The sequence below is a fragment of the Pseudomonas quebecensis genome (assembly GCF_026410085.1).
In the GTDB taxonomy this organism is placed as follows: Bacteria; Pseudomonadota; Gammaproteobacteria; order Pseudomonadales; family Pseudomonadaceae; genus Aquipseudomonas; species Aquipseudomonas quebecensis.
On record NZ_CP112866.1, the window covers coordinates 2,789,909 to 2,803,634 of the forward strand.

Genomic DNA, 13,726 nt, shown 5'->3' on the forward strand with positions numbered 1-13,726 from the left:
TAAGGAATCCCCCCATGCACGCTTCTTCGCGCGGCGCTCTGGTCAGCCTGGGCCTGGCCATGCTGCTGGCCTCGCTGGGCACCAGCATCGCCAATGTCGGCCTGCCGACGCTGGCACAGACCTTCAACGCAGCGTTCCCGGCAGTGCAATGGGTGGTGCTGGCGTACCTGCTGGGCATCACGGCGGTCATCGTCAGTGCGGGTCATTTGGGTGATCGCCTGGGTCGGCGCCGGGTGTTGATCGCCGGGTTGCTGCTGTTCGCGGTGGCGAGCGCAGTGTGCAGTGTCGCCCCGTCGTTGAACGGTTTGATTACCGCGCGCGTGCTGCAAGGCCTCGGCGCGGCAAGCATGATGGCGATGGCCATGGGCCTGGTGGGCGATACCGTGCCCAAAGAGCATATGGGCCGAGTCATGGGGCTGCTCGGCACCCTGTCGGCACTCGGTACGGCGATGGGTCCCAGTGTCGGCGGCCTGCTGCTCAGCCTGTGGGGGTGGCGCGCGTTGTTTGGGGTGGGCACGCCACTGGGGCTATTGGCTGCCGCCCTGGCCTGGCACTATCTGCCGGTGGATCTGCCGCACGCACGCGCGCCCGGCAGCTTGTGGTCACCCTTGAAAGCCGCGTCATTACGCGCCGGCCTGGCCATGAGCGCGCTGGTGTCGGCGGTGATCATGGCCACCTTTGTGGTCGGTCCGTTCTATTTATCCCGTGGGCTGGGCCTCGCGCCTGAATGGATGGGCCTGGCGATGGCCGTCGGACCGGGTGTCGCCGCGCTCACCGGCGTACCCGCCGGGCGCCTGACCGACCGCCTGGGCAGCCGGCGCGTCACACTGATCGGGCTGAGCACACTGCTGGGCGGCGCGCTGCTGTTGTCCCTGGCGTCGGGGCTGATGGCCTATCTGGGAGCGCTGGTGATGCTGACCTGCGGCTACAGCCTGTTCCAGGCCGCCAATAACACCGCCGTCATGAGCAACGTGGACGCCGCCCGCCGTGGCACGGTCTCGGGCTTGCTCAACCTGTCACGCAACCTGGGCCTGATTCTCGGCACGTCAGCCTTGGGCGCGGTATTCGCCTGGGCCAGCCCGGACGTCATCCACGCCACACCTGCATCTGTCACCCACGGCCTGCACATCACCTTCCGCGTCGCGGTGGGCCTGATCGTCCTGGCCGCTGCGATGGCAGTTTGCCGCATTGCCACTTTGAATACCCCGCTGAACACCCGTTGAGGCAAAAAAACAAAAAAGGCGTTGCGCCAGACCGGGTTACATCGCGCATCATGGGCACTTTCAAGCTCAAGGGTAACGTCCATGCGCGTTCTGTCATTGATGATGGGTCTTACGACGCTGGCCGCCACTACGGTGTTCTGCGCCAGCGCGATGGCGAATGAAGAAAGTCAGTTGGTACAACAGATCAACGCCTACCGCAGCCAGGTGCAGCGCTGCGGCGACCAGGGCTCCCAGGAATTGCCGCCGCTGACCAGCGACACGCGCCTGGTGCTGCCGGCCAACAGCGCCGGCGATCTGCAGCAGGCGCTGGCCCGGGCCGCGTACCCGATGGTGAACGTACAGGCCATCAGCCTGTCCGGTCCCAAGGACGCGGCAGCGGCCATGAAGGCGGTGAGCGAGAGCTTCTGCCGTGTGGTGCTAGACCCGCAATACGTCGATATCGGCGTGAGCAACACAGGCCAGGACTGGCGCATCGTGCTGGCCCGCCCATTGCTGTCCAGCGGCCGAGGCGACTGGCAGACCGAGGGTAAGCAAGTGCTCAGCCTGATCAACGCCGCCCGCGCGCAGCCGCACCAGTGCGGTACGCAAGCCTTTACCGCCACCACCGCGCTGACCTGGAATGACAACCTGGCGGGCGCGGCCAACAGCCATACGCGCAATATGGCCAACGGTAATTTCTTCGATCACCTGGACCACGATGGCCGTACCCCCGGCGACCGTGCCGAACTGGCCGGCTATACCGCCAAAACGGTCGGCGAAAACATCGCCGCCGGCCTCGACACGCCGCGCAAGGTGGTAGACGGCTGGCTTGCCAGCCCCGGCCACTGTGCCAATCTGATGAACCCGCAATTTCGCGAGCTGGGCGCCGCGTACGCCATGGACCCGAAGAGCGATGCAGGCATCTATTGGACGGCGCTGTTCGGCACACAACAATAGAGGGCGGTCGGCAACCCTCGCCTTTTAAAACCAACAGAGCATCAAAATGCCATCTCGTGGATAATCCGCTGAACTGGCGGCGGCCATTCGGGTCTGTAGCTTGGCTGCCTGGCCTATCCAAGTAACTAACGAGCGTGGCAAACAAGGTGTTACCCCAATGATGAATTGGCTGCAAAGCAGCAGCGACATGGCTGAACAGGTTCGTCAGCATGATTGGGCAAGTACGCCCCTGGGGCCGTTGGAGCAGTGGCCGGATGTTTTGAAGACCACCGTGGCGCTGTGTTTCGCGTCGAGCTTTCCCCAGGCGATCGTCTGGGGGCCGCAACTGATCACGCTCTACAATGACGCCTTCATTCCGATCCTAGGCAACAAGCCCTATGCCCTCGGCCGCCCGTTCAGTGAAATCTGGAGCGAGGTCTGGGACGAGGTCAGTCATATCGCCAGCGCGGCCTTCGAAGGCCATGCGACCTACATCGAAAACTTCCCGCTGATGATCGAGCGCGGCCCGGCGCCGGAACAGGCGTACTTCACGTTCTGCTACAGCCCGATACGCGACCCTCAGGGCAAGGTGGTCGGCATGCTCGACACCGTGACCGAAACCACCGCCACGGTGTTCCTCGCGCGTCGCCTGGCGCTGCTGGACGCCATCGGCAGCGCGGTAACCAACGCCAACGACGCCCAGGCGATCATGACCACCACCACCCGCCTGGTGGCTGAACATTTGCAGGTGAGCAACTGCGCCTACGCCGACATGGACGACGATGAAGACGGCTTTACCATCCGCGACAATTGGACCGCCCCCGGTTCGCCGAGCATTGTCGGCCGTTACAGCCTTGCGGCATTCGGCGAGCGCGCGGTCAAGTGCCTGCGCGCCGGTGAGCCGCTGGTGATCCATAACAATCTGCGCGAACTGCCGCCCCATGAAGCCGCGCAATTCCAGGCACTGGGCTTGACCGCCACCATCTGCATGCCGCTGATCCGCAACGGTCGCCTGAGCGCGCTGATGGCCGTTCACGACAAAACGGCGCGGCCGTGGTCGCAGTACGACCTGGCCGTGCTGCGCGAAGTCACCGAGCGCTCCTGGGCACATATCGAGCGCGTGCGCGCCGACGCCGATGTGCGCGCCGGCCTGGCCGCCTATGCCGAACTCAATACCACTCTGGAACAGCGTGTCGAAGAGCGCACCCTGGCGTTGGCCCAGGCCGAAGCGGCACTTCGCCAGTCGCAAAAGCTGGAGGCCATCGGCCAGTTGACCGGCGGCGTGGCCCACGACTTCAACAACCTGCTGACCATCATTCGCTCCTCGGTGGACTTTCTGCGCCAACCGGGCTTGTCCGAAGAGCGCCGCCAGCGCTACATGGGCGCGGTCTCCGATACCGTCGAACGCGCCAGCAAGTTGACCAGCCAGTTGCTCGCTTTCGCAAGGCGCCAGCCGCTGAACCCGGAAGTCTTCGACGTCGGCCAGCGCGTGCAGAATATCGGCGAGATGCTCGAGAGCGTCACCGGTGCACGTATTCAAGTGCGCGTCGAGCTGCCGACGCAGCCCTGTTTTGCACGGATCGACCCAAGCCAGTTCGAAACCGCATTGATCAATATCGCCCTCAATGCGCGGGACGCCATGGACGGCCAGGGCACGCTGACCCTGCGCGTCACCGGCCAACGCCCGCTGCCGCGCATCCGTGGCGATGCCGGCTCGCGCCAGGCGCATATCGCTATCGCACTGGCCGACACCGGCCCCGGCATTGCCAGCGACACCATCGAGCGTATCTTCGAGCCGTTTTTCACCACCAAGGCTGTCGGCAAAGGCACAGGGCTGGGGCTCTCCCAAGTGTTCGGTTTCGCCAAACAGTCGGGAGGCAATATCGACGTGGCCAGCACCCTGGGCCAGGGCTCGGTGTTCACCCTGTACCTGCCGCAGGTCGAAGCTCAGGCGTCGGTCCACCCCGGCCGGACTGACGAACCGGCACCGGCCCATGACACCGCGCACTGCCGTGTGTTGATCGTGGAAGACAATCTTGAGGTCGGACGCTTCGCCAGCCAGATCCTGCAGGACCTGGGCTACCAGACAACGTGGGCCACCGATGCCGAACAGGCGTTGACCCTGGCCGGCCAGGACGCGAACGCATTCGATGCGATTTTCTCGGATGTGGTGATGCCCGGCATGACCGGCGTAGCCATGGCCAAGGTGTTGCGCCAACGCCGCGCCGATCTGCCGGTGGTGCTCACCTCGGGCTACAGCGAAGAACTGGCGGAAAACGGCTATGAGGGATTTGAGTTCCTGCCCAAGCCCTACTCGGCCGATCAGGTCTCTCGCGTGCTGATCAAGGCCATGCTCAGGGATTGAGCGCCCTACTCCGCCACCGCGACCTGGTTGCGGCCCAAAGCCTTGGCGCGGTACAGCGCTTTATCTGCGGTATTCATCAGCCCGTGCAGGTCCTGCTGCCCAGGGTGGGTGGACGCCACACCGAGGCTGGCCGACAGGCCCTTGACCGGCTCGGCGGCCATGCCGGCGATGGACGCAATCAACTGCTCGGCGATAGCGCGCGCCGTCTCCAGCGAAGTGTTGGGCAGTAGCACCGCAAATTCCTCGCCGCCCAGACGCCCGTACACGTCGGCCTGCCGGAACGAGGTGCTGATCACTGCGCCGATCTGGCGCAGCACCTGGTCGCCGGCCTGGTGGCCGGCCTGGTGGCCGTAGGTGTCGTTGATCTGTTTGAAATGGTCCATGTCGAGCATCAGCGCGCACAGCGGCTGCTGGTGATGTCGACACTGTGCGTACAACGCCTGGGCACGCTCGAAAAACGCCCGGCGATTCATCAGCCCGGTCAGTTCGTCGGTCTGTGCGGCACGAGTGGATATGCTATGGGCCCGTTCCATCTGCCGCGTCAGGCGGAAAGCCTTCTCCAAGGCGTCGGACAGCTTGCGGGTGGCGCTGAATACAAAAGTGGAGAACACCAGCACCGCAATCGCGACGCCGACCTGCATCGACGACGGCTGCAGCAACAGCCACACCGTGCAGGGCATCAGCACGAGGCTGATGGAGACCACCGTCATGTAGCGATACGCCGAATAACAGGACACCGCAGCCACCGACATGCCCACGGTGAACAGCATGACCAGCACCTGGGACAGGCGGTCATCGGTGGGTATCAGCGCAAACGCACCGCCGCCCCAGATCCCCGCAGAAAGCACCAGCGTGATCCAATAGCGCCGTTCCCAGCGCGCCGGCAGGCGCTCGCTGTTGGGGCAGCGAAACCACTCCATGAACATCAGGATGCGCAACAGCGATGAAACGCCCAGGGCCGCCAGCCAGACCAGCATGATGGGTTGATCCAGGCGGTCCCAGCACAACCAGCACAGCATCGCCGCCGCCAGATAGCTGCCGAATATCGCCGCGAATGACTGCCGGAACAGCTGGTGCAGGCGGTCGGCCCGCACTTGCTGCTCGATGCGCTCATCCTGATCCTGCCCGTGTCCAAGGCCATTCATGAAATACGCCTGATTCCGTTGCCGCGACAAAGGCGCCATTGTGGCACCCTGCCAGCAACGCGGACAACAGAATCCCGCACCGCAGAGCCTTTAACTCGGCTCGGGCCGCAGAATCAGCACCCCCAGTGGCGGCAGATTCAACGACAGCGAAACGGGCTGACCATGGCGCGGCTCGTCGACGGTGAACACTTCGCCACCATTGCCGAAATTGGAACCGGCGTACATATCCGCGTCACTGTTGATCACCTCGCTCCAGCACCCGGCAAACGGCACGCCCACGGCATAGTGCTCGCGAGGCACCGGCGTGAAGTTGGCCACCACCAACACCGGTTTGCCGTCCTTGCTCCAGCGCAGCCAGGCGTAGACGCTGTTGATCGCATCGTCGCCGATCAGCCACTGGAAACCTTGCGGCGCGTCGTCCTGCTCGTGCAGGGCCGGCTCCTGGCGGTACAGGCGATTCAAGTCGCCCACCAGCTTTTGCACACCCTGGTGTTCCTGGTATTGCAGCAGGTACCAGTCCAGTTGCTGGTCATGGTTCCACTCGCGCCACTGGCCGAATTCGCAGCCCATGAACAGCAACTTCTTACCCGGATGCATCCACATGAACGCCAGGTAGGCGCGCAGATTGGCAAATTTCTGCCAGCGGTCGCCGGGCATCTTGTCGATCAGCGAATGCTTGCCATGGACCACTTCGTCATGGGAGATCGGCAGGATGAAACGCTCGGACCAGGCATACACCAGACCGAAACTCAGCTCGTTGTGATGATGGGCACGGTATACCGGGTCCTGCTGGATGTAGTGCAGCGAGTCGTGCATCCAGCCCATGTTCCATTTGTAATTGAAGCCCAGGCCGCCTTGCTGGGTCGGCTGGCTGACGCCAGGCCAGGCCGTGGACTCCTCGGCGATCACCAGGGCTCCCGGCGCTTCCAGCGCAACCACGTCGTTCAAGTGGCGCAGGAAGTCGATGGCCTCCAGGTTCTCGCGCCCGCCATGCCGGTTGGGCACCCACTCGCCGGCTTTGCGCGAATAGTCGCGATACAGCATCGATGCCACCGCATCCACGCGCAGACCATCGACGTGGAAGTGTTTGAGCCAGTGCAGCGCCGACGCCAGCATAAAGCCGTGCACTTCGGTGCGGCCCAGGTTGTAGATCAGCGTGTCCCAATCCTGGTGGAAGCCTTCGAGCGGGTTGGCGTATTCGTACAGCGCGGTGCCGTCAAATTGCGCCAGGCCGTGGGTGTCGGTCGGAAAATGCGCCGGCACCCAATCAAGGATCACACCGATATCAGCCCGGTGGCAGGCATCGACGAAGTAAGCGAAATCTTCCGGCGAGCCGAAGCGCGCGCTGGGCGCGAACTGCGACAGGGCTTGATAGCCCCAGGACCCGCCAAACGGGTGTTCCATGATCGGCATCAGCTCGATATGGGTGAAGCCCAGTTGCTGAACATAGGGAATCAAACGCTCCGACAGTTCCCGCCAGCCGTACTGTCGGGCCACTTCACCGGCCTCGTCCAATTCGCACTGCCAGGAGCCGACGTGCAATTCATAGATCGACAAGGGCGCGCTGGACTTTTGCTTGTCGGCACGCGCCTGCATCCAGTCGTGGTCCTGCCAGTCCACTTGCAGCGGCGCGGCAACTTTCGAGGCGGTGTCCGGCGGCAGTTGGGTCGCCAGCGCCACAGGGTCGGCCTTGAGGGGCAAAATACCGTGGGCACCGAGAATCTCGTATTTGTAGGCGGCACCCGGCTGCAGGCGTGGGATGAAGATCTCCCACACGCCGGAAGGATGACGCAGGCGCATCGGATGACGGCGTCCGTCCCAGATATTGAAGTCACCCACCACCGACACACGCCGGGCATTCGGTGCCCACACGGCAAAGCGCACGCCCTGCACGCCGTCGACGCTGGTGACCTGTGCACCCAGGCAGTTGCCCAGGTCGCGGTGATTACCCTCGGCAAACAGATACAGGTCCATTTCCCCCAGCAGCAATTGGCTGAAGCTGTAGGGGTCTTCGGTGATCTGCTCGCCGCCGGCCCACTGAATTTTCAATAAGTATGGCTGACGAGTAGAGAAGTGCCCGACAAACAGCCCAGGCACCTGAGTCGCGTCAAGGCTGCCGAGCGTTTCGCCACCGTCGCGGCTCAGCACCTGCACACTCAATGCCTCCGGCAGGAATGCACGGATAAATTGGCCACCCTGCTCATCGTCATGGGGCCCGAGAATCGAAAACGGGTCGTGGTGCTCGGCGCGCACCAGCGCTTCGACGTCCTTGGACGCCGGCATTGCAGTCAACTTTGGCTGCAGCGGTTCTTTATGTGTATAGCTCATGACGTCTCCCCACCGCGTGCAGTTTTCCATATAGGTATAAGCCCGCTCAACAGGCTGTGCAGCCCTTGCAGAGGCACGGGCAACCAGGTCGGGCGGTTTTCCGCTTCGTAAGCCACTTCATACGCGGCCTTCTCCAGGCTGAACAAAGTCAGCGCGGCGTCCTGGCCGTTGGCATCCTGCCAGTCATGCGCCAGTGTAGACGTAGCCTGCTGATAAGCCTGGATAAATGCCTGACGCGCCTCCTTCACATAGCGCTCGGTCACACGCTGGCGTGCCTGATCGGCCTGGGCCGAATGGTCGACGCCTTGCAGATTCAAAGCCATCGCCGCCGCGTAATCGAAGGAGCGCAGCACACCGCTGACATCTTTGTACGGGCTGTGCTTGCCCCGTCGCTCATGCAGCGGTCGCGCCGGTTCGCCTTCGAAGTCGATCAAATAGGCATCGCCCTTCACCACCAGTACCTGGCCGAGGTGCAGATCGCCATGGACGCGAATGCGCAAGCCGCCCAAGGTGGCCTTCGCCAGGCTGTTCACGTGCGTGGCGATGGCTTTTTTCTGCGCCAGCAATTCACTGACCAGTGCCTGATCGGCAGGGTTCAATTGGTTTTGATGCAGTTCGAGCAGTTGCAGCGCGCGACTGATCTGCGCCCCGACATCCTTGGCCCAGGCCTGGGTGTCCTTAACGCTGGTGACTTCGGGCTTGAAGTCTTTATGGGTGGTAGTGGCGCCGAGCACTTGATGCATTTCGCCCAGGCGCTGGCCGAGCAGTGCGGCAAAATCCTCCAGTTCGCCCAAGGCGTTGTAGTGCTGCTCCTGCTCGGAAAGGGCCTCGGCCAGTTCGTCACGGATCGCGCGTTCCAGATTGTTCTGGGTCCACGTCCAGGCGTCGCCCTGATTGCTTAGATAGCCCTGGGCGATCATCAGCAGGTTGTCCTGGCCGTCGCTGTCGTGACGCACCATGGCGCCCATCAACGGCGAAATATTCGCGTAACCGGCTTCGGTCAGGTACGCGCTCATCTCAAGCTCCGGGTGCACCCCGGCGCTGACTTTGCGGATTAACTTGAGCACCAGGCTCTCGCCTACCACCACCGAACTGTTGGACTGCTCGGCAGACAAGTAGCGCACCGGCGACTCATCGTTCAGTTGCAGCGCGCCCAAGTGTTGCGTCGCGTCGAACCGCAACTCGCCGTCATTGCAGGCCAGCCGCGTGCCGGCTTGCAGGCCCTGGATCACCGCGCGAACAAAATGCTCAAGGCTGAACGCGTCGGTCACCAGCCCCACTTGGCGGGCTCGACGTACGCGGGCCATGGCCAGTTGCTGCGGCAAGGCGCTGGTGAATTGGTCTTCACCGAGGAAGCCCAACGGCAATTGATAACGGCTGACCTGGCCGCCGGCACTGACTTCCAGCTCGCTCAGCAACACCGGATGCTCGGCATCGCCAAATCGCACGCCGTAGGCAATGCGTACGCTGTCGATCGCCGTGTCCTTACCGGCAAACCAGCGCCGTTTGGGCAGCCAGGCCGGCAATGAGGTCTGTTCCAGGGTGGTGCGGCAAGGTTCTTCGAGCAGTTCTTCCATGCGTTTTTTCAATACCAATGTGGTGAAGTCGGGCATGCTCTGCGCCGGTTCCACATGCCAACTGGGCATCTGGTTTTCCGCGGCGAGCACAAACCAATAAAACCCGTAGGGCGCCAGGGTCAGCAGGAAATTCAGCTGGCCGATGGGCGGGAACGCGTTGCCGCCGAGCATCTCTACCGGGACCATGCCGGCAAATGCCGACAGGTCCAGCTCGGCCGCCTGGGCGCTGCGCGACACGTTGGCCACGCACAGGATGATCTCCGTGCGGCCATCGGCGCCGGTGTATTCGCGGGTGTAGGCCAGGATGCGGCGGTTGGCCGGCGAGAGCATTTTGAGGCTGCCGCGACCGAACGCCTTGGACTGCTTGCGTACCGCCAGCATGCGCCGGGTCCAGTTCAGAAGGGAGTGCGGGTCCTGGGTCTGGGTTTCGACGTTGACCGACAAATAACCGTAGAGCGGGTCCATGATCGGCGGCAACACCAGGCTGGCCGGGTCGGCGCGGGAGAAGCCGCCGTTACGGTCGATGGACCATTGCATCGGCGTGCGTACGCCATCGCGGTCGCCCAGATAGATGTTGTCGCCCATGCCGATTTCATCGCCGTAATACAGGGTGGGCGTGCCCGGCATCGACAGCAGCAGGCTGTTAAGCAATTCGACCCGGCGGCGGTCACGCTCCAGCAAGGGCGCCAGGCGTCGACGAATGCCCAGGTTGATCCGCGCGCGACGGTCGGCGGCATAGTAGTTCCACAGGTAGTCGCGCTCCTTGTCCGTCACCATTTCAAGGGTCAGTTCATCGTGGTTACGCAGGAAGATCGCCCACTGGCAATTGGCGGGAATTTCCGGGGTCTGGCGCAAAATATCGGTGATAGGGAAACGATCTTCCTGGGCCAGCGCCATGTACATGCGCGGCATCAACGGGAAGTGGAAGGCCATGTGGCATTCGTCGCCGTCGTCGCCCTTTTTGTCGCCGAAATACAGCTGGGTGTCTTCCGGCCACTGGTTGGCTTCGGCCAGCAGCATGCGGTCGGGGTAATTGGCGTCGATCTCGGCGCGGATCTGCTTGAGCACCCCGTGGGTTTCTTCAAGGTTCTCGTTATTGGTGCCATCGCGCTCGATCAGGTATGGAATGGCGTCCAGGCGCAGGCCGTCGATGCCCATGTCCAGCCAATAGCGCATCACTTCAAGCACCGCTTTCATCACGTGCGGATTGTCGAAGTTGAGGTCGGGCTGGTGGGAATAGAAGCGGTGCCAGAAGTACTGGCCGGCGACCGGGTCCCAGGTCCAGTTGGACTTTTCGGTATCGAGGAAGATGATGCGGGTGCCGTCGTATTTCTGGTCGTCATCGGACCACACGTAGAAGTCCCGTGCGGCCGAACCGGGCTTGGCCTTGCGCGCCCGCTGGAACCAGGGGTGCTGATCGGAGGTGTGGTTGATCACCAATTCGGTGATCACCCGCAGGCCGCGTTTGTGCGCTTCGGCGATAAAGCGCTTGGCGTCGGCCATGGTGCCGTAGTCACTGTGCACACCGCGGTAGTCGGCAATGTCGTAGCCATCGTCGCGGCGCGGCGATGGATAAAACGGCAGCAACCAAATGGTGTTCACGCCCAGATCGGCGATGTAGTCGAGTTTGGCGATCAAGCCTGGAAAATCGCCGATCCCGTCATTGTTGGAATCGAAAAAAGATTTTACGTGCACCTGATAGATCACCGCGTCCTTGTACCAGAGCGGGTCTTTGATAAAGGTGGCAGCCTTGGGTTTCTTCGCCATTGGAAACTCCTGAAACACTCGATAAATCTTGCAGGCTCAATATGGAAGGGGCTTGCCCCTTCCCACATCAGGTGGTGATGCGCCAGATCCCGAACGGCATCTGCGGTTCCAGGCGCGTCCACTGAGTCTTGCCATACCAGGTCCAACGATGGCCGTTCATCAAGTCTTCGCCTTGGGTCTGGGCATCATCCGGCAGGCCCATCTCCCACAATGGCAGTTCGAAATGGGCTTCCTGGGCGTTATAAGGGTCGAGGTTGACCGCCACCAGAATGAAGTTACTGCCGTCCTCGCTGCGCTTGCCGAAGTACAGGATGTTGTCGTTCCACGCGTTATAGATCTTCAAGCCCAAGTGCGTGTGCAGCGCCGGGTTCTGGCGACGGATGCGATTGAGCTGGGCAATCTCGGCAATGATGTTGCCGGGCGCGGTGAAGTCCCGTGGTCGGATCTCGTATTTCTCCGAGTCCAGGTATTCCTCTTTGCCCGGCACCGGCGCGGCTTCGCACAGTTCGAAACCCGAATACATGCCCCACAGGCCGGAGCCCATGGTCGCCAGCGCTGCACGGATCAGAAAACCCGGGCGCCCGGACTGGTGCAGGAACGCGGGGTTGATATCCGGCGTGTTGACGAAAAAGTTCGGCCGGTAGCACTCGCGCCACGGCGACTGATTGAGCTGAGTGAAATATTCGCTCAACTCGGCCTTGGTGTTGCGCCAGGTGAAATAGGTGTAGCTCTGGGAGTAACCCACCTTGCCCAGGCGCGCCATCATTGCCGGCGTGGTAAACGCTTCCGCCAGGAAGATCACGTCGGGGTACTTGGACCGCACATCGCTGATCAGCCACTGCCAGAACGGCAGCGGTTTGGTGTGGGGATTGTCGACGCGAAAGGTCTTCACGCCCTCTTCCACCCAACCCACGACGATATCGCGCAATTCGGTCCACAACCCCGGAATCGCATCGGCGGCATAAAAGTCGACGTTGACGATGTCCTGATACTTCTTCGGCGGGTTCTCGGCATATTTGATCGTGCCGTCCGGGCGCCAGTTGAACCAGCCTGGATGCTCCTTGAGCCACGGGTGGTCCTGGGAGCACTGGATGGCGAAGTCCAGAGCGATTTCCAGGCCGTGATCGGCGGCGGCCTTGACCAGGCGGCGGAAGTCTTCACGGCTGCCCAACTGCGGATGGATGGCCTCGTGACCGCCCTCCTCGCTGCCGATGGCGTAAGGGCTGCCGGGATCGTCCGGGCCGGCGGTGAGTGAGTTGTTCCTGCCTTTGCGGTGGCTGCGCCCGATCGGGTGGATCGGCGGGAAGTACAGCACGTCGAAGCCCATGTCGTGGATCATCGACAGGCGCGAGTGCACGTCATTGAACGTGCCGTGACGCGCTGGATCGTCGGTGATCGAGCGCGGAAACAGCTCATACCAGCTGGCAAATTGCGCGCGTTCACGTTCGACGTCAATCGGGTAGACCGTGCCGATGCTCAAGTAAGCGCGGTGGTCGGCCTGGGTCATCAGGTGTGCACTGTCTTCGTGCAGAAACAACGCAACTTGCTCGGTTTCCAGCAAACCGGAAAGTTCATGGTGCAGCAGCATCAGGCGATCGCGCAGTTCGTTGTCGCTGCGCTCGGCGGCCTGCTGCACCAGGCTGCGGCCTTCCTGCAGCTCCAGGCTCACCGGCACGCCGGCTTCGTGCTTCTTGCGCAACTCGTAGCAAAAGCTGGCGTAGGTATCGATCCAGGCTTCGATGCAGTATTCATGGGGCCCCTGTTGGGCCACCGTGAACGCGCCTTCCCAGCCATTGTTACCGACGTCGGTCATCACCACGCTATGCCAGCTCTCGTCACGCAGCGGGCGCCAGCGGATCAGCACGGCCAGCTTGTCATGACCGTCGGCAAAGACTTTGCTGGTCACGTGAATGCGCTGGCCGACCACGGCCTTGACCGCGAACTCGCCACCGTCAATCACGGGGCTGGTGCTTTCGATCGCGATCCTGGGCAATAACAAAGCCTGGGACAGCGGCAATACGGCAGTGTCTGGAACCTGTGTTTCAGCAGTCATCGAGCATCTTCCCCTTACGCCCAGTGGACGCTCTTTGCTAGATCCGAATCCAATACGCCAGCACTCTCCCTGAGCGTTGGCGCATTAGGTCCGAGCCTGCGCCTGCATTAAAAGTTCAGGTGGATGTGCCGCCATTGGGCGGGAATCAAATCGCCCGTGCGGATGTCCACCGGTAGAGCAAAGCACAAAGGAGGCCACACCGATGACGATCCCGATCCCGGCTGAAACGCCCGACCCGAATATCGATAACCCGACCCTGCCGCCTACTGAACCGGAGCCGATCCCCGAGCAGGAACCGCCTGAAAACCCTCCACCGCCCATGCAGGAGCCACCTGCCCCCCATCCTGGCGTGG

General features: G+C 62.5%; 7 protein-coding genes. 3 read left to right on the top strand and 4 right to left on the bottom strand.

The features are described 5' to 3' along the window. The first annotated feature begins 14 nt into the window (after positions 1-14). The 3 genes from OSC50_RS13125 (at position 15) to OSC50_RS13135 (ending at position 4,503) form a co-directional block, all read left to right on the top strand. The gene (locus tag OSC50_RS13125) at positions 15-1,223 is read left to right on the top strand and encodes an MFS transporter (protein WP_181081828.1); all 1,209 of its coding nucleotides are present in this window, start codon (positions 15-17) and stop codon (positions 1,221-1,223) included. A gap of 81 nt (positions 1,224-1,304) precedes the next feature. Continuing rightward, the gene (locus tag OSC50_RS13130) at positions 1,305-2,159 is read left to right on the top strand and encodes a CAP domain-containing protein (RefSeq protein ID WP_181081829.1); all 855 of its coding nucleotides are present in this window, start codon (positions 1,305-1,307) and stop codon (positions 2,157-2,159) included. Between the two features lie 157 nt (positions 2,160-2,316). Continuing rightward, positions 2,317-4,503, top strand: coding sequence for a GAF domain-containing protein (locus OSC50_RS13135; protein ID WP_253507101.1), 2,187 nt, complete (start codon positions 2,317-2,319; stop codon positions 4,501-4,503). A 5-nt stretch (positions 4,504-4,508) separates the two neighbouring features. Here the strand turns inward: OSC50_RS13135 and OSC50_RS13140 are convergent, their stop codons facing one another. From OSC50_RS13140 to OSC50_RS13155, 4 genes are all read right to left on the bottom strand, one after another. Further along, positions 4,509-5,687, bottom strand: a complete 1,179-nt coding sequence (locus OSC50_RS13140) for a GGDEF domain-containing protein (protein ID WP_266249060.1) — start codon at positions 5,685-5,687, stop codon at positions 4,509-4,511. Positions 5,688-5,738: 51 nt separating this feature from the next. Continuing rightward, complete coding sequence (gene glgB, locus OSC50_RS13145; RefSeq protein ID WP_266249058.1) at positions 5,739-7,976, bottom strand: 1,4-alpha-glucan branching protein GlgB; 2,238 nt, start codon at positions 7,974-7,976, stop codon at positions 5,739-5,741. After that, positions 7,973-11,320 (bottom strand): maltose alpha-D-glucosyltransferase, encoded by a 3,348-nt coding sequence (gene treS / locus OSC50_RS13150; protein ID WP_266249056.1) that lies wholly within the window; start codon positions 11,318-11,320, stop codon positions 7,973-7,975. The genes glgB and treS overlap by 4 nt, the downstream gene beginning before the upstream one ends. Before the next feature lie 67 nt (positions 11,321-11,387). Continuing rightward, positions 11,388-13,373, bottom strand: coding sequence for an alpha-1,4-glucan--maltose-1-phosphate maltosyltransferase (locus OSC50_RS13155; protein WP_181081834.1), 1,986 nt, complete (start codon positions 13,371-13,373; stop codon positions 11,388-11,390). Between the last annotated feature and the right edge of the window lie 353 nt (positions 13,374-13,726).